Genomic DNA, 19,857 nt, shown 5'->3' on the forward strand with positions numbered 1-19,857 from the left:
GGAATAAATGTCGGACACATCGAATCCTACGGCGGCCGAACTGGCCGCCGTACTCGCCGAACTGCGACGCAAGGAGGAAGCGCTCGCCGCCAACGCGGAGGCGCTCGCCGCCCTGGAACGCGAGAAATACGAACCCATCGCCATCGTGGGGATGGGGCTGCGTATTCCGGGTGGGAACGACGACGTCGACACATTCGCCGAGTTCCTGCGCGAGGGCCGCTCGGGCATCGGACCGCTGCCGGCCGAGGAGCGCCGTCAGATGGCCCCGGGCGACGGCGCGGGAGCCGACGGGCAGGACGGCGACCTGCCGAGCGGCGGCTTCGTCCGTGACGTCGACCGCTTCGACGCCGCCTTCTTCTCGATCTCCCCCAAGGAGGCTCCCTACATCGACCCCCAGCAGCGGCTGGCCCTCCAGACCGCCTGGGAGGCGCTGGAGCACGCGGGCATCGACCCCACCTCGCTGCGGCACGGCGACACCGGCGTGTTCATGGGCGTCACCACCCTCGACTACATCTTCGAGTCCACCGACCTCGCCCCCGCCGACCTCGACGGCTACCTCGCGCCCGGTCTCACCCACAGCGCCGTCTCGGGCCGGATGTCGTTCTTCCTCGGGCTGCGCGGCCCCTGCCTGACCGTCGACACCACCTGCTCCTCGTCGCTGACGGCCACCCACCTCGCCGTACAGGCCCTGCGCGGCGGCGAGTGCGGGATCGCGCTGAGCGGCGGTGTCAACGTCATCCACAACGCGCAGAACCACACCATCCTGAAGCTGGGCGGGGTGCTCTCCGCCGACGGGCGGTGCAAGACCTTCGACGAGCGGGCCGACGGCTACGCCCGCGCCGAGGGCTGCGGGGTGCTGGTCCTCAAGCGGCTGTCCGACGCGCTGCGGGACGGCGACACCGTGCACGCCGTGATCCGGGGCTCCGCGGTCGGCCAGGACGGCGAGAGCGCGGGCCTGACGGCCCCCAACGGCGCCGCCCAGGAACAGGTCATGCGCTCCGCCCTGGCCCGGTGCCGGCTCACGCCCGGCGACATCCACTACGTCGAGGCCCACGGCACGGGCACCGCGCTCGGCGACCCCACCGAGATGGACGCGATCAGCGATGTGTTCGCGCAGTCGCACACCAAGGAACGGCCCATGGTGGTGGGCTCGTTGAAGACCAACATCGGGCACATGGAGGGCGCGGCCGGGGCCGGCTCGCTCATCAAGGCGGTGCTCCAGTTGCGGGAGCGTACGGTCTTCCCGCATCTGAACCTCGTCACCCCCTCCCGGCGCATCGCCTGGGACGAGGCCCCCGTCACCGTGCCGACCGAGTGCCGGCCCTGGCCCGGCACCGGCCCCGGGCGCGCGATGGTCAACGGATTCGGCGTGACGGGCACGATCGCCTCCGTCATCTTGGAGGAGGCACCGGCCGCACCCGCCGAGGCGCCGCAGGCCGAGGCGCGCCCGAGCGCCGTGCTCACGCTGTCCGCCAAGAGCCGCGCCTCGCTGCGCCGGCTCGCCGAGCGCTACCTCGACCACCTGGACCGGCACCCCGACACCCCGCTCGCGGATCTGTGCCGCACCTCCAACACCGGGCGCGCGCACTTCCGTTACCGGATCGCCGAGGTGGTGGGTGACCGGGACGGCGCCGTACGGGCCCTGGGCAAGCGGGTCGAGTCCCTGGCGGCGGGCACCGCCCGCGGCGGCTCGGCGAGCGCCCCGAAGGTGGCCTTCCTCTTCTCCGGCACCGGCACCCAGTACCCCGGCATGGGCGCCGCGCTCTACCGGCAGTACCCGGTCTTCCGCGCCGCCCTGGACGAGTGCGACGCCATCCTCACCCCGCTGCTCGGCGTCCCGCTCGGCGCGTTGATCCGCGGCGAGTGCGAGGCACCCGAGCGCATCCACGAACCCCGTTACCTCCAGCCCGCGTTGTTCAGCCTGGAATACGCGATGGCCCGGCTCTGGCTGTCCTGGGGCGTCCGCCCCTCGGTGCTGATGGGCCACAGCCTGGGCGAGTTCGCCGCCGCCGCGGTGGCCGGGCTGTTCTCGCTGGAGGACGGCGCCCGCCTGGTGGCCGCCCGCGGCCGGCTGAGCGAGGCGCTGCGCAGCAAGGGCGGCATGGCCGCGGTCGGCGCGCCCGCCGCCGAGGTCGCCCCGCTGGTCGAGGACTACCCGGACCTGACCATCGGCGCCGTCAACGGCCCCGGCCAGTGCCTGCTCACCGGCGGCCACGACTCGCTCGCCGACGCGGGCCGCAAGCTGGCCGAACGGGGCGTGAAATTCACCCCGTTGAAGGGTGCCGTGCCCTACCACTCGCCGCTGATGGCGGAGATCACCGACGCGTTCCGCGAGGTCCTCGCCGGTGTCGAGTTCCGCACCCCGGGCATGGCCCTGGTGTCCAACGTGACCGGACGCGTGGCCCGCGGCCGGCAGATGGCGGACCCCGAGTACTGGATCAGCCACCTGCTCGAACCCGTGCAGTTCGAGGCCGGTGTCCAGACGGTGGACCAGCGCGGCCGGCACGTCTTCGTGGAGCTCGGCCCCTCCGGCGCGCTCACCGCGCTGGCCAGGACCTCGGCCGGCGATGCCGACCACGTCTGGCTGAGCAGCACCTTCCGCGACGACCAGGACGGCGACATGGTCCGCCGGTCCCTGGCCAAGGCGTACGAGGCGGGCGTGCCCATCTCCTGGGCCGGCTACCACGAGGGCGCCTCGCGACGCCGGATCCCCGTGCCGTCGTACCCCTTCGACGGCAAGCGGTACTGGCTGCCCACCCCGCAGCGCCGGGCCGCCGAGGCCGCCTGGCAGGCGGAGCGGACCGGCGAGGATCAACAGGGCGCGAACGGCGGCCTGTTCTACGAGCAGCACTGGGTCGCACAGCCCCTGCCGGACATCCGCCGCGACGGACGGCGCGTCCTCGTCGCCGGGGGCACGGACCGGCTGCCGCGCGCCCTCGCCGAGGCGGCCGCGGCCCAGGGCGTCACCCTCGATGTCCTACCCGACCCCGCGGCCCTCGCCGGGGCGCTGGCGGGCGAGCCGCCCACCGATGTGTGCTGGCTGTGGCGCGCCCACAGCGGCGAGGAGACGGGAGCGGCCCGGCTGCGCGCCGAGTCCGAGGCCAACTACCGTGAGCTGCTGGCCGTGTTGGACACACTGGCCCGCGCGGGATTCGGCCGGGGCCAGCGGCTGTGGCTGGTCACCGAGGGCGCCCAGCACCTGCCCGGCGACAAGAACGCCGAACCGGCGGCCGCCGCCACCCTGTGGGGCTTCGGCCGCGCCCTGGGCGCGGAGTTCCCCGGCTACCGGGTCACCCTGCTGGACCTGGCACCCGGCGCCGACGGCGCCGCGGGACTGGTGGGGGAGTGCCTGGCGGCCCAGGAGAGCGAGCTGGAGATCGTCCACCGCGACGGCGGCCGCTGGGTACGGCGGCTGCGCACGGCCGACCCCGTGCCCGCGGACTCCCGCCCCCTCACCGTCCGCCCCGACCGCACCTATGTGGTGGCCGGCGCGACGGGCATGGTCGGACGGGCCCTGGCCCGCCGCCTCGTCGCCCTCGGCGCCCGCCATCTGGCCCTGCTGAGCCGCACCGGCGGCCCCGCCCCGGCCCTCGGCGACGACGTCACGGTCCAGGTCCATGCCTGCGACCTCGGCTCCGCGCCGGACGTGACCCGCGTCCTGGCCGAACTCGCCGCCACCGCGCCCCCGGTGGGCGGAGTCGTGCACGCCGCCCAGGAGGCCGCGCGGGACCTGCCGCTCGCCCAGCAGACCTGGGAGAGCCTGGACGCCGTGTTCCAGGCCAAGGTCTACGGCGCCTGGCTGCTGCACGAGGCCACCGCGGGCCTGCCCGAGCTGGACTTCTTCCTCGGCTGCTCCACGGCGGGCGCCCTGTTCGGCGCCGCGACGCAGACCGGTGCCGGTGCGGGCGCCGCCTTCCTCGACCATCTGATGGCCCAGCGCGCCGGTGCCGGGCTGCCCGCCACCGCCGTCAACTGGGGCCCCTGGGTGCCCCGGGAGCCCGGCCGGCAGCTCAGCTCCTCGCTGGTCCGCAGCTGGGAGGGCCAGGGCATCACGCTCCTGGAGGAGGACGAGGCCACCGACGCGCTGCCCGCGCTGCTGGACGCCGGGCGCGCCCAGGTCCTGATGGGCCGCTGCGACTGGAACCGTTTCGTGGCCCGCAGGGCGCCCAGCGCGCTCTTCGCCGAGCTGGTCTCTGGCTCTGCCGCGGACGGGACGCCGACCGGTGTGGACGCGCTGGCCGACACCCCGGGGGCCGCCCGCTCGGCCGGGATCAACGCCATCGTGCGGGCCCGGCTCGCGGACGTCCTGCGCTTCGAGTCGGCCGACGACATCGAACCCGACGCCGAACTGGCCGCCCTCGGCATGGACTCGCTCAACGCGGTCGAGATCCGCAACGCGCTGGAGGCGGCCTTCCGGATCACGCTGCCCGCGTCGGTCACCTTCGACCGGCCCGGCGTGGACCTGCTCGGCGCATACATCGAAGAACTGCTGTCCGGTGCCGAGGCACCGGCACACGAGGCGGGAACGGGAGCACACCGATGACCACAGCCACGCGATCACGGACCCTGGGGGAAGTGATCTCCCGCCAGGCCGCGTTCCGGCCCGAGCAGCCGGCCGTCGTCTGCGCCGGACGGTCGCTCACCTACCGGGAACTCGACCGGGAGAGCGCGCGAACGGCCGAGGTGCTGCGCGCGGCCGGCGTCGTACCCGGCGCCCGGGTGGGCTACCTCGGCAAGGAGGCCGTCGAGTACTGGGAGCTGGCCTTCGCCTGTGCCCGCACCGGCGCGGTCCTGGTCCCCGTCAACTGGCGGCTGACCCCCCAGGAGGTGGACCACATCCTGCGGGACTCCACCACCCAGGTGCTGCTGGTGGACGAGGAGCATCTGCCGGTGGCCGCCGAGGTGCGCAAGGGGCTGCCCACGCTGCGGACCCTGCTCTGCCTGGACGCCGACACGCCGGACGCCGAGTCCCTGGCCGCCCGCAAGGACGCGGTGCCCGCGGAGGCCGGCCCGCGGCGGACCGGCGGCCGGGAGGCGTCGGACGACGCGGAGAGCCCCGTCGTGCAGATCTACACCAGCGGCACCAGCGGGCTGCCCAAGGGCGTCGTCCTGCCGCACCGCAGCTTCTTCAACGTCGCCGAGGCGATGGACGACAACGGCCTGGACTGGCTCGACTGGAAGCCCGGCGACCGCAGCCTGATCGGCCTGCCCGGCTTCCACATCGGTGGCCTCTCCTACGCGATGCAGGCGTTCAACGCCGGTGTCACCGTGGTGTCGCTGCCCGCCTTCATCAGCTCCGACGCGGTGCGGGTGATCGAGGAGGAGAAGGTCACCACCGGCATCGTGGCACCCGCCATGCTGGAGCTGATGCTCCTCGAACCGGCCGCCGCCAGGGGCGCCCTCGGCTCGCTGCGCAAGATCGTCTACGGTGGCTCGCCGATCGGCGAGGACCTGCTGAGCCGGGCGATCGACCTGATGGACTGCGACTTCCTCCAGATCTACGGCAGCAGCGAGACCGGCAACTTCGCCGTCTGTCTGCCGCCCGCCGACCATGTCCCCGGCAGCCCGCGACTGCGCGCGGCGGGCCGCCCCTACCCGGGGATCGAGGTGCGCATCGAGGACCCGGAGGGCCGGGTGCTGCCCACCGGCGAGGTCGGCGAGGTCTGTGTGCGCACCCCCGCCCGGATGCTCGGCTACTGGCGGCTGCCCGAGGCCACCGAGCGCACCGTGGTGGAGGGCTGGGTGCACATGGGGGACGCCGGCTGCCTCGACGAGGACGGCTACCTCTACGTCCGCGACCGCGTCAACGACATGATCATCGTGGCGGGCGAGAACGTCTACCCGAAGGAGATCGAGGACGCCCTCGCCCGGCACCCCGCCGTGTCCGGCGCCGCCGTGGTGGGCCTGCCGCACGAGCGCTGGGGCGAGTCCGTGCACGCCCGGGTGGTCCTGGAGCCCGGCCAGGAGGCGGGCGCCAGGGATCTGCACCTCTTCCTGCGCGGCCGGCTGGCGGACTTCAAGATGCCCACGTCGTACGACTTCGCCGACGCCCTGCCCCGCAACCCCAGCGGCAAGGTCCTGCGCCGGGCGGTACGCGACGAACTCGCCGCCGCGAAGAGCTGACCGCACCTCGCGTACGACACCGGCCCGCCACCTCACCGAGGGGGCGGGCCGACGTCGTACGGGAGGACCCCCGGTCCGGTGAACCCGCCTGGATATGCTGCCCGTTCGGCTCGGGTCCGGCCTCCGGGGAGGAACGGCGTTGATCGGTGGCGAGGGCGGGGTCCGGGAGGTCCCGGTGCCGGCGGGCGTGGGGCAGATCGCCGCTCTGGCGCCGGTGAGCGGTGCCGGGCGGCCGGTGTGGCTGGTGCTGGGCGCGGACGGGACGATCGGCCGCTGGGACATGGCGGCCGGGGTCCATGAGCCGGTGGCCGCCACCACCCTCGCGACGGAGTCGGACCGCGAGCCGTGGTCCGGCCACCGGTGCCGTCGGCGGCTGCACGCGTCCGGCGACGGGATGCTCGCCGCGGTGGTCAACGACTACGGCCGGTACGGCGAGGTGATCGACCTGCGAACCGGCCGGACCACGCTCGCCCTGGACAACCAGGGGGGCCACGAGGAGACCGTGCCGGGTGCTTCGCACTGACTGGAACCGGCTGGATGTGTCCAACGCGCGGACGGCAGTGCTGGCTCGGTCACCTGTCGAGCCCACCGACGAGCGGCCGGCCCGGAAGACCATCGCGACTATTTTCATGGTGCCTTCGGGTGAGCCCAGACAGCAGACCAGAGGCGTCCTGTACGACGGTCCGGGACGGGTCCCGCTCTGCGGGCGGGCGTACTGCTGGGACCGGCCCATGACCTGGATCGGCTCGACCAGGGTCGCCGTCGCGGGCCTCGGCGACGACGAGGAGGTCATGCGGCCCGGCGCGCGGATCTTCGACACGACCCGGACCGGCCGGGACGATCCGTGGTGCCCGGCGGCGGCCGTCGAACTCGCCTCGTTCGAGGGCCCGTCGGGAGAGTTCTTCAGCGACGGCACCCGTCTGTTCAGCGGCGGGGACGCCGAGGGCACCGCGGGCCTGTCCGCGTGGGATCCCGCCACGGGAAGGCTCGTTGGCGTGGTGCCGGGCTTCTTCCCCACTCAACACCACCCGGGCGCCGGGCAGTTCGTGGAGTTCACCGGCGGCGCGGTGCGGGCGTGGACGGCGTGAGCGGACGCCCCGGCCGGGAGGGCGTCCGCTCGGTGCCGTCCGGCGGGGCTCAGCCGTGCAGATGGCGGCGCAGATAGTCGTGCCAGGTCTGCTCGAAGCTCCTCGCCAGAGCCGAGTGCGGCGCGAACACGTCCCACGAGTGGAAGGCGTGCGCGTAGACATGCAGGTCGACCGGGACACCGGCGGCGAGCAACCGCCGCGCGAAGTCGATGTCCTCGTCGCGGAAGGCGTCGAACTGGCCGACCGCGATGAAGGTGTCCGGCAGGCCCGCGAGATCGGTGGCGCGGCCGGGCGCGGAGTACGGGTGCACGTCCGGCGCCCCCGCACGGTCGCCCAGCACCGCCGCCCAGGCGTACAGGTTCTCCTGCCGGTCCCAGACACCGAGGCCGGTGATCTCCCGGCTGGAGCGGGTCTCGTTCCGGTCGTCGAGCATCGGGTAGTGCAGCGACAGCAGCCGCGGCGGGTGCCCACCGCGGTCACGGACCATGAGCGCGGCGGCCGTGGCGACCGCCCCGCCGCCGCTCGCGCCCGCGAGCCCGATCCGGTCCGGGTCGATTCCGTGCTCGGCGGCGTGCGCGGTCAGATACGTGTACGCCAGGTGGCCGTCCTCGGCCGCGCCCGGCGCCGGGGTCTCCGGCGCCAGCCGGTAGTCGACGGCGGCCAGGACGACATCGAGCCGCAGCGCCAGATCAGCGCCGTACGCCCGGGCCGTGCGGTCATGGGCGCTGCCGAGCACCTGGCCACCGGCGTGGAAGTGGACCAGGGCAGGGCGGGCGCGGTCGGCGTCGCCGGGGTGGAACATCAGCACGTCGAGCACGGTCCCGTCCGCGCGCGGCAGGCTCAGCGTCTCGATCTTGACGCGTGGGTCCGGGTCGGGCGCGGGGAGCCACTCCTCGGCCGCCGCCACCTGCTCGCGGCACACGCGGATGTCGGAAAGGTCCAGCAGGGCGCCGTTCGGGGCCTTGGGCAGGGCGGCCAGCGCGGTCGCGAGCTCGGGGTCGATGTCGTAGGCCATGGTCTCTTTCCTTCCCGGGATCGGAACAGGGGGGCGTCGCCCGAAGCGGGGAACCTGACCGCGCGGGCGCCCGGCCGGGGCACGGCGACCGTGAACGCACGGGCGGCACCGAGGCGTTGCCGCCGCTCGGGACCGCCGAACGCGACGCGGCCGCGGCGCCTCCCGGAGCCTGGCAGGCCCCGGCCGGGAGCGGAACGAGAACCGCCTAGCGGGTGTAGTCCTCCGGCTCGAAGACGGCGGTGCGCTCCTTGTACGCCTCGATGCTGGCGGGCCAGTTGTTGACCACACGCCCGTCGCCCGTCTTGTACCAGCTGGCGCACCCGGCGGCGAAGGCCGTGCCCGCGAGGTCCCGCTGGAGCTGCTCGTTGTAGCGGCGCTGCACCTCGGGGGTGACGTCCAGGGTGCGGTTGCGGTCGCCGTCGAGGGAGCCGAGCGCCTTGAGGATGTAGTCGATCTGGCACTCCACCATGAACAGGATCGAGTGGTGGCCCAGGTTGGTGTTCGGGCCGTAGAGCATGAACATGTTCGGGAAGCCGCTGACCGACACCCCGAGATACGCCTCGGGGCCGTCCTTCCACGCCTCGCGCAGCGTCAGCAGGTCCCGTCCGACGATCTCCGCCCCGCCGGTGCGGTCGAGCGGCTGGAAGCCGGTGGCGTGCACGATCACATCGACGTCGTGCAGCCGCCCGTCCGCGGTCCTGATGCCCTCCGGCTCGATCCTCGTGATGGGCTCGGAGACCAGCTCGACGTTGTCGCGGGAGACCGCCGGGTAGTAGTCGTCGCTGATCAGCACCCGCTTGCAGCCGAACGCGTAGTCGGGGGTGAGCCGGTCGCGCAGCCCCTCGTCGGCGACCTGCGCGGCCAGATGGTCCTTGGCCACCCGCAGGAACTCGTCCCGCACCGGGTTGCCGTCGTCACGCAGGCCGACGGCCCAGCCGTCGCGCTCGCGGTAGAGGCCCTCGCGCAGCTCGTCGTAGCGGTGCGGCTCGGCGAGCAGCTCGGCGCGCTCGTCGTCGCTCAGGGCCTGGTCCTGGCGCGGCAGCAGATAGTTGGCGGACCGCTGGAACACCGTCAGCCGCTCGGTGTCCCCCGCGATGGCGGGCACCAGCTGGACGGCGCTGGCCGCGCTGCCGATGCAGGCGACCCGCTTGCCCGTCAGATCCAGGTCCTCGGGCCAGCGCGCCGTGTGCACCTGGGTCCCGGTGAAGCGCTCCGCGCCCTCGATGCCCGCCCAGGCCGGCAGGTTGAGCTGTCCCCACGCGGTGATCAGCACCCGGGCCCGCAGCCGCTCGCCGCGCGCGGTGCGCAGCAGCCAGCGGCCGTCCTCGTCCGACCAGGTGGCCTGGGTGACCTCGGTGCCGCAGCGGATGTGCTCCGTCAGCCCCTGGCTCCCGGCGAACCGTTCGAGGTTGTGCAGGATCTCCGGCTGCCCGGCGTAGGTGCGGCTCCAGTCGGGCTGCTCGCCGAAGGAGTACCAGTACAGATGGGACTGTACGTCGCAGGCCGCGCCGGGATACGTGTTGTCGCGCCAGGTCCCGCCGATCCTGGCGGCCTTCTCCAGCACCGTGAACGTGTGCCGGCCGGCCTCCTTGAGACGGGCGGCCATGCCGAGGCCCGACATCCCGGCGCCGATGATGACGATCTCGAAGTCCTCGTCCATAGTCATCCCCTTCGTAGTGCCTCTTCGCGGTCCACCCTGGACAGGGCTGCTGATCGACGGCTGAAGAACGACTGATGGACCGAGGACAGACATTTGCTCATGAGGATTGCAGTAGAAAAGGATGCGGCAAATAAACCCTCGCCGACTCGAAGGATAAAAGCACCTGATAACGCTTTGACAGCGCTCTCTTCGTGCTCGCGTCGACTTCCTGTGCGGGGTATGCGCGAGGAATAGTCTCGCGCGATGCGCTGACACGGAGCTGACGCGCCGCGGACTCCTCGGAATGAAGCCCGGACCGGAAACGAAGAACGAGGCTGCGGCGGTACGCCCCCGGCGGTTTCCGGGCGTACTGCCGCAGCCTCGTCGCTGCCTGCCGCCGAGCCGCTAGGCGGGCACGGCGGCGTCCAGGGAGGGCGCCTGGTTGAGGATCTGCTGGAGCCGCTGGCGCAGCTTGAGCGAGGGCTCCATGCCCAGCTCGCTCGCCAGCCGGTGCCGCGTGCTGTTGTACGTCTCCACCGCCTCGGCCTGCCGCCCGGTCCGGTACAGGGCCAGCATGAGCATCTCGGTCAGCCGCTCCCGCCAGGGGTGGATGGTGCGCATCCGCTTCAGCTCACTGATGCTGTGCACCGGGTCCGCCAGCTGTATCTCCAGCCAGAGCTTGTCCTCGACCGCGCACAGCTGCTCCTCCTCCAGGGCCAGCGCCACACTCTGCGACATCGGCCCCTGGGCCACGTCCTGGAAGGGCGCGCCGCGCCACAGCGCCAGTGCCTCGTCGAGCAGGTGAAGCGCCTGGTCGGGGGTGTGCCGGGCGCAGGCGCGGGCCTGTCCTGCCAGCCGCCGGAAGGCCGCCGCGTCGGTCTCCTCGTCGCCCAGCTCCAGTACGTACCCCGACGAGCGGGTGAGCAGCTCGGGTGCCCGGCCGTCCGGCCCGGCCAGTTGCTGGAGGGTCCGGCGTAACCGGTACACATGGGCCTGGAGCGAGTTCTCGAAGGTGGGCGGGGGGTTCTCCCCCCACAGCTCGGCGTACAGCTGCTCGGCGGCCAGCGGCCGGCCGGGGCTCACCAGCAGCGCCGCCAGCAGGGTGCGCTGCCGGTTGCCGCCGACGGTGTGCGTACGGCCGCCGGTGCGCACCTCCAGGGGGCCCAGGAACGCGCAGACCGGACGCGCCGGGGAAACGTCACGAGCCGAAGGCCCGGAAGGCAGTCTCCGGTCGTTGTTCGGATGGGCGTCCTCGAACTGCGAATAGGTGATCACTTTTTCCTCCTGCCGAGCCGTACGCGGGTTCCTTTAATTGACTCCAGTAACCTTCGCAACCGCAAGTATCGAGCAGAGGCGGCCGTCGCTTCCAGGCCAGTGCGTGTCCAATGCAACAATGCTGATTTCCGCCGGTGATGTGGGGACGGATGGGTGCATTTCGGGCATCAGGATTGCGTGTTCGCCATCCCTGCGTGCCGATTATCGAGCCCAGCCACGGCCGGTTAAGACACCGCATTAACGGTTTTTCAATTCCCGCGCCCGCTTTCATCGAACGATCAGGAACCTGTCAGGTGCGGTTGCTTGGATCGCGGGTACCGCCGACCGCGACCGCAGAAAGAGGTGTGTGATGGGGCCCGTTCGTCAGCCGCTCCGTGTGGGGGTCCTGTTGCCGACCCGGGAGCAGGCGATCCTCGGCGAGCACAGCGCCTCCTCCCTGCTGGACTTCGCGCGACGCGCCGAACAGCTCGGCTTCGACTCCCTGTGGACGGGCGAATCGCTCACCGCGCGCCCCCGGCTCGACCCCCTGGTGGTGCTGTCCGCCGTGGGCGCGGTGACCCGCCGGGTGCTGCTGGGCACCGCGGCCATGACACCGGCGCTGCGCCACCCGCTCATGGCCGCGAGCATGGTCAGCAGCCTGGACCACGTCAGTTCCGGCCGGCTCGTCCTCGGTGTGGGATCCGGCTTCCCGGTGCCGGAGACCGACGAGGAACCGGCCGCCGTGGGCGCCTCGTCCGCCGCTCGGGCCGGCACCCTCGACGAGGTCACCGCGCTGTGGCGGACGGCCTGGAGCAGCACCCGGCCCGGCGCGCCCACGCACTTCACGGGCCGGCACTGGCAGGAGGAGGGCCTGGACCGGCTGATCTGCCCGGCCGCGCTGGACGGACCGCCGCTGTGGCTCGCCGCCGGTGCCGACGGCGCCCGCGCGCTCGAACGGGCCGCCCGCCTCTACGACGGCTGGCTGTCCTCCCGTACCTCGGCCGAGTCCTACGCCGGTGCCCGGCGCCGCCTTGAGGACCTCTGCCGACGCGCGGGACGCCGGGCCGGGGCGGTGACCCCGGCCCTGTATCTCACGGTCACGGTCGGCCCCGACGAGCGCGGTGCCAGGATCGAGCTGGACGACTACCTCGAACACTGCTACGGGCGCGCCCTGGAGCAGATGTCGGCCATGCGCGCCTGTGCGTGGGGGCCCAGCGAGCACTGCGCGCAGCGCCTCGCCGACTATGTGCGGGCGGGCGCCCGGCACATCCTGCTCCGCATCGGATCGCTGCGACCGGAGACACACCTGCGGGAGATCGCGGACGTACTCGTGTCCACGGCCCGCCAGACAGATCAGGAGAGCACATGAGCACCGCCGGCCGCACCCGACGTGCCCGCTGGTTCACCACCGCCGGGGCCGATCCGCACGCCGACCACCAGGTGTTCCTCTTCCCGCACGCGGGCGGCACCGCCCCCGCCTACCAGGCGTGGGCCGCCACCCTGCCCTCCACCATGGACGTACGCACCCTGCAACTGCCCGGCCGCCAGGAGCGGTTGGACGAGGAGCCGTTCAGCGATGTGGAGCCCCTGCTGGACGCGCTCCTGGAGGTCTTCGAGGCCGAACTCGACGGCCGGCCCTATCTGCTGTTCGGCCACAGCTTCGGCGCGCTGCTCGCCTACCGGCTGTCCGTGGCCACCGCGTGGAACGGCCTGCCGGCCCCCGCGCTCCTCGGCGTCTCGGCCTGGGCCCCGGCCCTGCAACCGGCCGCCGAACTGGCCCGCGTCGCCACCATGTCGGACGACGAACTCCTCGACCGGGTCGGCCAGTTGGGTCTGATGCCGGAGGGTACGACGCTCGATCCGGCCACCCTGGCCTCGATCATGCCCGCGCTGCGCGCCGACTTCCTGGCCGCGGGCAGCCTGCGCGAGGACGGCGAACCGGCGCCCTGCCCGGTCGCGGCCTACTGCGGCACCGCCGACCCGATCGTGGCACCCGGCGACATGGCCGCCTGGGCCGACCACTGCGCCGACTTCCTCGGCACGACCCAGTTCCCCGGCGGCCACTTCTACCTCTTCGAACACACCGCGGCCCTCCAGCACAGCCTGGACCGCCGACTGCGCCGCCTGTCCGCCCGGGTCTGACGACCGCATCCCGCCACGGAGAGGCGGGAGGATCGCATAATCGGCCGATGGGAACAGTGACGGCGGTGCGCCGGTACCCGGTGAAATCCATGCTCGGCGAGGCGCTGACGGCCGTGCGGGTCGGTGAGCGGGGCCTGTCCGGGGACCGGAGGTTCGCGGTGCTCGACGCGGCGGGCGCGGTCGGCAGCGCCAAGCATCCACGCAAGTGGGAGCCGCTGCTGCGCTGTCGCGCCCGGCTGACCGGCCCCGGCACGGCCCGGGTCGAGCTGCCGGACGGCACCGTCCTGGCCGCCGGGACCGCGGCACTGGACGCGCGGCTCTCCGAGCTGCTCGGCCGTCAGGTCACCGTGTCGGACAAGCCGCCGGAGCACGGCACCCTGGAGCGCGCGGTGCCCGGGTACGAGGGCGGCCTCCCGGACGTGCTGCGCGCGACGGCGTCCCCGGACGAGACCGGGGACCTCATCACCTCGGGGCGCGTCGCCCCCGGCACCTTCTTCGACCACGGCACGGTCCACCTCGTCACCACGGCGAGCCTGCGCCGGCTCCACCAGGCCTGCCCCGCAGGCGACTTCGACCCCCGCCGCTTCCGGCCGAACCTGGTGGTCGACCTCCCCGGCGGCCCCGGTTTCCCCGAGGACTCCTGGCCGGGCGCGACCCTGCGGATCGGCGCGGCCCTGTTCCGGGTCACGGTCCCCACGCCCCGCTGCGTGGTCCCGGCCCTGCGCCACGATGAACTGCCCGCCGACCCGGGCATCATGCGCACCGTGGCCCGCGAGCACCGCGTCCCGGTCCGCACCCTCGGCCCACTGTCCTGCGTCGGCGTCTACCTGGACGTGCTGGAGCCCGGCACCGTCCGCACGGGCGATCCGGTGACCGTGGACACCGGGAAGCAGCGGATCACCGGACCGGGCCTCGGCCCGCCGCCGGTCGATACGCTTCCCGGGTGACCGAACACGCCGGAGCATCCGAGAAGCCGTTCCTGTACGTCGTCGTCTGCGCGGCCGGTATCGCCGCCGGGGTCGAGGAGTTGATCGCGGCCGCGCAGGAGCGGGGCTGGGAGGTCGGGGTCATCGCCACCCCGGTCGCGATGGGCGGCTTCTTCGACGTCGCGGCGGTCGAGGCCCGTACCGGCAGGGTCGTACGGTCGGCGTGGCGGTCTCCGGCCGATCCGCGGCCGTTCCCGGCGCCCGACGCGGTGGCGGTCGCGCCGGCCACCTTCAACACCGTCAACAAATGGGCGGCGGGCATCGGCGACACCCTGGCCGTCGGCACCCTGTGCGAGGCCGCGGGCCTCGGGGTGCCGATCGCGGTGCTGCCCTGTGTGGGCGGTGCGCTGGCCGCCCATCCCGCCTACCAGCACAGTCTGGTACGGCTGCGCGGGATGGGCGTGCGCTTCGGGGACCCGTACTCCGGCGAGCCGGGCCCCGGCGGCGGCCGCCCCGCGTTCCCCTGGACGACCGCCCTGGACCTGCTGGAACGAGCCTAGGAGCAGGTGAGTTCGGGTCCTTCCAGCATGCCGCCGGTGTACAGGGCCTGGCCGTCGGGCATCCAGTAGCCCAGCTTGGAGACCACCGTGGAGCAGGTGGCGCCGACGGTGACGCGGACCTCGACCTGCTCCGGGTGGCCGGGCTGGAGCTCGGTCAGCGCGCAGTCCAGGGAGTACGGCAGCCGGGTCTTCGCCGGGTACCTGCCCACCAGCGGGTTGACGCAGCGGGCGTCGGAGGTGGCGATCCGGACACCGCTGCCCGCCTCGCCGATCAGCCCGAACCGGGCGCTGCCGTCGCCCTCCGTACTGTCCCGGCGCACCGTGTAGACGAGTGTGGTCGTGGTGTTGCGGCGCAGCGTCGTCCGGTCGACGGTGATGGCGTGAGTGGCCGGTGCTTTGGGCGCGGTCAGCGTCAGGGTGGCCCGCACCTGGCCCGTGAGGTCCACCCCGGCGGGCGCGGACCGTACCCGTACGGTCGCCGTGATGTCGTAGGTGCCGGGCCCCGGATAGTCGCCCGAACCGGGCAGCGGGCCGCCGGCCAGGGTCTTGCCGGAGCGCTTGGCGGACCAGGTGCCGTTGGTGCGGCAGCTGTAGCGGACCCGGGTGCCGGCGCGGCCGCAGGAGGCCGGGGCGGAGACCGCGAACTGCGGGGTGCCGCTGCCCGCGCACAGGCTGACCAGCGCGTGCTGGCCGTGATCGCCGCGCAGCGTCCCCGCGACCGCGCACAGCGTGGCCGGATCCTCGGCCTTCGGGGCCGGGGCGGCGGCCGGGCTGCCCCAGGCCGGGGTGACGAGGGCCAGGGGCAGCAGCGCCGCCCCGGTCAGTGCTCTCAGGGTGGTCGGACGAGTCGGCACCGCGTTCCTCCCGGGCGGCCGGTGACCGGCCGGGCGCCGGTCGCCTGCCCACGAGGATCATCCGACGGTACGACCCTCCACCGCCTCCCACGCCGAACGGTCACCTGGGGGCAGCAACACCTCCGCCCGGACAGGCCCTAACGCACCGCCCGCACATACCCGGAGGCGCCCGGAGTGGTGACGTCCCGGTCCCGGCGGACGATGCTCAGCCGCTTGCCCCAGCCGGCCAGGGCCTTGCGCAGTCCGTCCGAGGTGTACTCGATGTCCACCACGCGGTCCCCGAACGCCTTCGCGTACACCCCGCACTCGTCGTACTGCCCGCACTCCTCCGCCACCGCGAAGTCCAGCCCGGCCCGGCGCCGCAGGCCGGCCAGTTCGGAGGTGTTCTTCTGGGCGATGGCCAGGTGCCGGTCGTGCGCGTGCCGGGACAGCAGGGCGATGAACGAGGTCGCGTCGGAGGGGGAGAGCAGCCCGTCGGAGCGGGTGTAGCTGTCGTAGTTGTCCGGCTCCACGGCGTCGAAGCCCTTGCGCGCGCAGTCGTCGATCCAGCCGTCCACCCGCCGCGCCACCCGCTTGCGCTTGGCCGGGGTGCCGATGTCGAGCAGCGCCTCGTTCCAGTCCTTGTCCATGACGACCTTGCCGTGCCGGTTGCGCAGCAGCAGGTCACGCGGCCAGGAGGCGCGTTCGGCGGGCTGGGCCTGGAAGGCGTTGACGTAGCAGATGTTGTACAGGCCCGGTGCGGGGGAGTCGGACCGGTCGCGGCTGACGATACGGACGCCGGACGGCGGGGGATAGGCGCCGCCGATCTGGTAGTCGAACCCGGCGTGCCGGGGCGGCAGCCGGACCGGGGGCGGCTGCGCGCCGTCGTCCTTTCCGGTGGTCGCACAGCCCGTCAGGACGGAGACGGTGACGGCCAGTACGACGAGTGACGCGGCGCGGAACATGTCTGGATCAAAGCGTTCAAACGCGTCGACCGTCAAGGCGGTGTCCGGCCACGTCATAGGCTCGGCCGAGATCACCCGTCCCGAAGGCAGGAGCAGCAACGATGCAGTATGTGAAGCTCGGTTCGACGGGCCTGGACGTGTCGCGCGTCTGTCTGGGCTGCATGACCTACGGGGTGCCGGAGCGCGGCAACCACGAATGGACCCTGGACGAGGAGGCCGCCCGTCCGCTGATCCGGCAGGCGCTGGAGGCGGGCATCACCTTCTTCGACACCGCCAACGTCTACTCCGACGGCACCAGCGAGGAGATCGTCGGCAGGGCGCTCAAGGACTTCGCGCACCGCGACGACATCGTGCTGGCCACCAAGGTGCACGGGCGGATGCGGCCGGGCCCCAACGGCGCCGGGCTGTCCCGCAAGGCGATCATGACCGAGATCGACCACAGCCTGCGCCGTCTCGGCACCGACTACGTCGACCTCTACCAGATCCACCGCTACGACCACGCCACCGCGATCGAGGAGACGATGGAGGCGCTGCACGACGTGGTCAAGGCGGGCAAGGCCCGTTACATCGGGGCGAGTTCGATGTACGCGTGGGAGTTCTCCAAGGCCCAGTACACGGCGGAGCGGCACGGCTGGACGAAGTTCGTCTCCATGCAGGACCACTACAACCTGCTCTACCGCGAGGAGGAGCGGGAGATGCTGCCGCTCTGCGTCGACCAGGGCGTCGGTGTGCTGCCGTGGAGCCCGCTCGCCCGGGGCCGCCTCACCCGCGACTGGGGCACGGTCACCGAGCGCAGCGAGCACGACGTCTTCGGCGGCAAGCTCTACCAGGAGGGCGACCGCGCGATCGTGGAGGCCGTCACCCGGATCGCCGGGGAGCGGGGCGTGTCGCGCGCCCAGGTGGCCCTCGCCTGGCTGCTGCACCAGAGCCCGGTGACCGCCCCGATCGTCGGCGCGGGCAAGCCCCGGCACCTGGAGGACGCGGTCGCCGCCGTCGAACTCACCCTCAGCGACAAGGAGATCGAGGAGCTGGAGCGGCCCTACACACCGCGCGCGATCAGCGGTCACTGAGCCCTGCGCGGCCCCGCTCAGTGCGGTCCGTGCGGCGCGAACTCCGCGCCGCACGGACCCGCGCCCGCGCTCTCCGGCAGCCGCACCCGTGCCCCGGACATGGTGAGCGTCCGGTAGTGCGCCCCGATGTGCCGCGCCGAACGGCCCACGCAGTGCCCGGCGAAGGAGTGCCGGAACCGGTCGGCGCTGCGGTCGGGGCCCGAGCCGGAGCGGACCGGACGGCCCCCGATGCGTGCCCTGCGCGAGGCCCGGCCGCGGCACGCGGGCCGGATCCTGGAGGTCACCGACCTCGCCGTGGAACGGGTCGCCGCGGCCTCCGGGTTTCCCGGCCCCTCCCACTTCAGCCGGGCTTTCCGGGACCGCTACGGAGCCCCGCCCGGCGACCGGCGCGCGGGGCGACGGCCGTGACGGGGACGGGGGTCTCAGGGGTGGTGCGGCGGTGGAGGCGGGATGGTCGCGAGGCCGGGGGCCGGTTCGGGCCAGACCAGCAGGACCGGACAGGGGGCGTGGTCGACGGCGAAGCGGACCGCCGGGCCGAGGCTGCGCGGTCCGAGCCGGGAGCGGTCGCCGTCCCGGGCCAGCACCAGCAGATCGGCCCCCTCGGCGGCGGCCACCACCTCCCGCTCCACCCGGCCCGCCCGCTCCTCGCGCACGGCGGGCCGGCCCAGCCGCTCGGCCGCCGCCGCCAGGAGTTCGGCCGCCGACGTCCCGCCCAGCTCCTCCAGCAGGTCACCGGGATCGCGCTCGGGGTGCCCGCGGCCCAGCAGTCCCGCGAAGGCGCCGTGCGCGACCCCGGGCACATCGGGCCCGCTCACATGCAGCAGCACCACCTCGGCGGACTGCGGCGCATGCGTGCGCACGGCGTCCACACAGGCGGGCCAGGTGCCCTCGACCAGCCAGACGATCACCCGCATCGGGTCGGCCTCCCGTCAGAGAACGTGCAGCGACCCCCACAGTGCCACCACCGCGACCGCGAGGGAGGACGGCACGGCGAGCAGACCCAGCCGGGTGAACTCGCCGAGGTTCACGCCGTGCTCGTGCTGGTGCACGATCCGCCGCCACAGCAGCGTGGCCAGCGACCCGGCGTAGGTCAGGTTCGGGCCGATGTTCACCCCGAGCAGCACCGCGAGCACCGCGCCGGGACCCGCCGGGGCCGCGAGCGGCAGCAGGACCAGCACGGCGGGCAGATTGTTGACGATGTTCGCGAGGACGGCGGCCAGCGCGGCGATCCCCAGCAGCGCGGGCAGCCCGGTGCCATCCGGCACGACATGCCCGAGCACATCGGCGAGCCCGTTGTCCACCACCGCCCGCACCACGATGCCCAGCGCCAGCACGAACGCGAGGAACGCCGGGGCCGCCGCCCGCACCACCGCCACCGGGGTCGCCTCGCGGCGCAGCAGCGCCCGCCCGGCCAGCACCAGCGCCCCGGCCGCCGCCACCCAGGCGGGGTCGACGCCGAACGCCGAGGCCACCACGAACCCGGCCAGCGTGCAGACGACGGTCACCACCGCGAACCGGGGGAAGACGGGCGGCTCGCCGGTGTCTTGGCCCGCCGGGGCCGCCGCCGCGAGGTCACCGGCGAAGAACCGCCGGAACACCACGTACTCCACGGCGATCGCCGCCAGCCACGGCAGCGCCATCAGCCCGGCGAACCGGGTGAAGCTCAGCCCGCTCGCCGCGAACGCCAAAAGGTTCGTCAGATTGGACACCGGCAGCAGCAGCGACGCCGTGTTCGACAGATGCGTGCAGGCGTACACATGCGGCTTGGGGCGTACGCCGGTGCGCGCGGCGGTGGCGAACACCACCGGGGTGAGCAGCACGATCGTGGCGTCCAGGCTGAGTACGGCCGTGATGGCGGAGGCGAGCACGAACACCGCCGTCAGCAGCCGTACCGGACGCCCCGCCGCCCAGCGGGCCATCCACGCCCCGCACGCCCGGAACAGGCCCTCCACGGCACAGAAGTGGGCGAGCACGAGGACGGCCGCGAGGAAGCCGACCACCGGGCCGAGCCGCTCGGCCTCGGCGCGGGCATGGTCGAGGGAGATGGCGCCGGAGGCGATCACGATCCCGGCGGCCGGGACGGCCATGACCGCCTCCGGCCACCCGAAGGGCCGTACCACGGCGAAGGCGAGCACCGCGAGGAGCAGTACCACGGAGAGTGCTTCGGCGAGCGCGCTGTTCAGGGCGGGTCCTTCCGGATTCGATCACGCTTTCCCGCCCATGAAAACAGATGGCCCCGGCC

The 19,857-nt window shown here is 73.3% G+C and carries 16 protein-coding genes and 2 pseudogenes; 10 read left to right on the plus strand and 8 right to left on the minus strand.

Features of this window, described 5'->3' with window-relative positions:
* Window positions 1-7 precede the first annotated feature (7 nt).
* The 4 genes from AB0N90_RS17285 to AB0N90_RS17300 all read left to right on the plus strand — a co-directional run bounded on the left by AB0N90_RS17285 (window position 8) and on the right by AB0N90_RS17300 (window position 7,211).
* Window positions 8-4,543 carry a beta-ketoacyl synthase N-terminal-like domain-containing protein gene (locus tag AB0N90_RS17285; RefSeq protein ID WP_365197268.1) on the plus strand — a complete coding sequence of 1,512 codons (4,536 nt, stop codon included), beginning with the start codon at window positions 8-10 and terminating at the stop codon, window positions 4,541-4,543.
* A 32-nt stretch (window positions 4,544-4,575) separates the two neighbouring features.
* Window positions 4,576-6,123 carry a long-chain-fatty-acid--CoA ligase gene (locus tag AB0N90_RS17290; RefSeq protein WP_365197270.1) on the plus strand — a complete coding sequence of 516 codons (1,548 nt, stop codon included), beginning with the start codon at window positions 4,576-4,578 and terminating at the stop codon, window positions 6,121-6,123.
* A gap of 139 nt (window positions 6,124-6,262) precedes the next feature.
* Window positions 6,263-6,646, plus strand: a complete 384-nt coding sequence (locus tag AB0N90_RS17295; protein ID WP_365197273.1) for a hypothetical protein — start codon at window positions 6,263-6,265, stop codon at window positions 6,644-6,646.
* A gap of 106 nt (window positions 6,647-6,752) precedes the next feature.
* A complete protein-coding gene (locus AB0N90_RS17300; protein ID WP_365197275.1) occupies window positions 6,753-7,211 on the plus strand; it encodes a hypothetical protein in 459 nt (152 codons plus the stop codon).
* Between the two features lie 49 nt (window positions 7,212-7,260).
* On the opposite strand, the gene AB0N90_RS17305 is transcribed toward AB0N90_RS17300, so the two are convergent.
* The 3 genes from AB0N90_RS17305 to AB0N90_RS17315 form a co-directional block, all read right to left on the minus strand.
* Window positions 7,261-8,226, minus strand: coding sequence for an alpha/beta hydrolase fold domain-containing protein (locus AB0N90_RS17305; protein ID WP_365197277.1), 966 nt, complete (start codon window positions 8,224-8,226; stop codon window positions 7,261-7,263).
* A gap of 205 nt (window positions 8,227-8,431) precedes the next feature.
* A complete protein-coding gene (locus AB0N90_RS17310; protein ID WP_365197279.1) occupies window positions 8,432-9,886 on the minus strand; it encodes an NAD(P)/FAD-dependent oxidoreductase in 1,455 nt (484 codons plus the stop codon).
* Between the two features lie 384 nt (window positions 9,887-10,270).
* The gene (locus tag AB0N90_RS17315; RefSeq protein ID WP_361672812.1) at window positions 10,271-11,140 is read right to left on the minus strand and encodes an AfsR/SARP family transcriptional regulator; all 870 of its coding nucleotides are present in this window, start codon (window positions 11,138-11,140) and stop codon (window positions 10,271-10,273) included.
* Window positions 11,141-11,489: 349 nt separating this feature from the next.
* Between AB0N90_RS17315 and AB0N90_RS17320 the strand changes: the two genes are divergently transcribed.
* The 4 genes from AB0N90_RS17320 to AB0N90_RS17335 are packed head-to-tail and all read left to right on the plus strand — an operon-like array spanning window position 11,490 to window position 14,747.
* Window positions 11,490-12,488: an LLM class flavin-dependent oxidoreductase gene (locus AB0N90_RS17320; protein ID WP_361672809.1), complete on the plus strand. Its 999-nt coding sequence runs from the start codon at window positions 11,490-11,492 to the stop codon at window positions 12,486-12,488.
* Entirely contained in the window at window positions 12,485-13,261 is a 777-nt protein-coding gene (locus AB0N90_RS17325; RefSeq protein ID WP_365197282.1) for an alpha/beta fold hydrolase, read from the plus strand. The genes AB0N90_RS17320 and AB0N90_RS17325 overlap by 4 nt, the downstream gene beginning before the upstream one ends.
* Before the next feature lie 47 nt (window positions 13,262-13,308).
* Window positions 13,309-14,208, plus strand: coding sequence for an MOSC domain-containing protein (locus tag AB0N90_RS17330; protein ID WP_365197284.1), 900 nt, complete (start codon window positions 13,309-13,311; stop codon window positions 14,206-14,208).
* Complete coding sequence (locus AB0N90_RS17335; protein ID WP_365197286.1) at window positions 14,205-14,747, plus strand: flavoprotein; 543 nt, start codon at window positions 14,205-14,207, stop codon at window positions 14,745-14,747. The genes AB0N90_RS17330 and AB0N90_RS17335 overlap by 4 nt, the downstream gene beginning before the upstream one ends.
* Here AB0N90_RS17335 and AB0N90_RS17340 read toward each other — a convergent pair.
* Together AB0N90_RS17340 and AB0N90_RS17345 are read right to left on the minus strand one after the other, a co-directional pair.
* On the minus strand, window positions 14,744-15,601 hold the full coding sequence (locus AB0N90_RS17340) for a hypothetical protein (protein ID WP_365197289.1): 858 nt from the start codon (window positions 15,599-15,601) through the stop codon (window positions 14,744-14,746). The two genes, AB0N90_RS17335 and AB0N90_RS17340, sit on opposite strands and share 4 nt — an antisense overlap.
* Before the next feature lie 137 nt (window positions 15,602-15,738).
* Complete coding sequence (locus tag AB0N90_RS17345; RefSeq protein WP_361672797.1) at window positions 15,739-16,545, minus strand: endo alpha-1,4 polygalactosaminidase; 807 nt, start codon at window positions 16,543-16,545, stop codon at window positions 15,739-15,741.
* Window positions 16,546-16,646: 101 nt separating this feature from the next.
* Between AB0N90_RS17345 and AB0N90_RS17350 the strand changes: the two genes are divergently transcribed.
* Window positions 16,647-17,615: an aldo/keto reductase gene (locus AB0N90_RS17350; protein WP_361672795.1), complete on the plus strand. Its 969-nt coding sequence runs from the start codon at window positions 16,647-16,649 to the stop codon at window positions 17,613-17,615.
* A gap of 17 nt (window positions 17,616-17,632) precedes the next feature.
* Here AB0N90_RS17350 and AB0N90_RS17355 read toward each other — a convergent pair.
* Window positions 17,633-17,821 (minus strand): annotated as a pseudogene (locus tag AB0N90_RS17355) (phytanoyl-CoA dioxygenase family protein); the annotation flags it as partial.
* Between the two features lie 4 nt (window positions 17,822-17,825).
* Here AB0N90_RS17355 and AB0N90_RS17360 point away from each other — a divergent pair.
* A pseudogene (locus tag AB0N90_RS17360) lies at window positions 17,826-18,023 on the plus strand (helix-turn-helix domain-containing protein); the annotation flags it as partial.
* A gap of 14 nt (window positions 18,024-18,037) precedes the next feature.
* Here the strand turns inward: AB0N90_RS17360 and AB0N90_RS17365 are convergent.
* Together AB0N90_RS17365 and AB0N90_RS17370 are read right to left on the minus strand one after the other, a co-directional pair.
* The gene (locus AB0N90_RS17365; protein ID WP_361672793.1) at window positions 18,038-18,529 is read right to left on the minus strand and encodes a universal stress protein; all 492 of its coding nucleotides are present in this window, start codon (window positions 18,527-18,529) and stop codon (window positions 18,038-18,040) included.
* A gap of 15 nt (window positions 18,530-18,544) precedes the next feature.
* A complete protein-coding gene (locus AB0N90_RS17370; RefSeq protein WP_365197385.1) occupies window positions 18,545-19,798 on the minus strand; it encodes an SLC13 family permease in 1,254 nt (417 codons plus the stop codon).
* Window positions 19,799-19,857 lie beyond the last annotated feature (59 nt).

The organism is Streptomyces sp. NPDC093018 (assembly GCF_040684035.1).
Taxonomy (GTDB): Bacteria; Actinomycetota; Actinomycetes; order Streptomycetales; family Streptomycetaceae; genus Streptomyces; species Streptomyces murinus.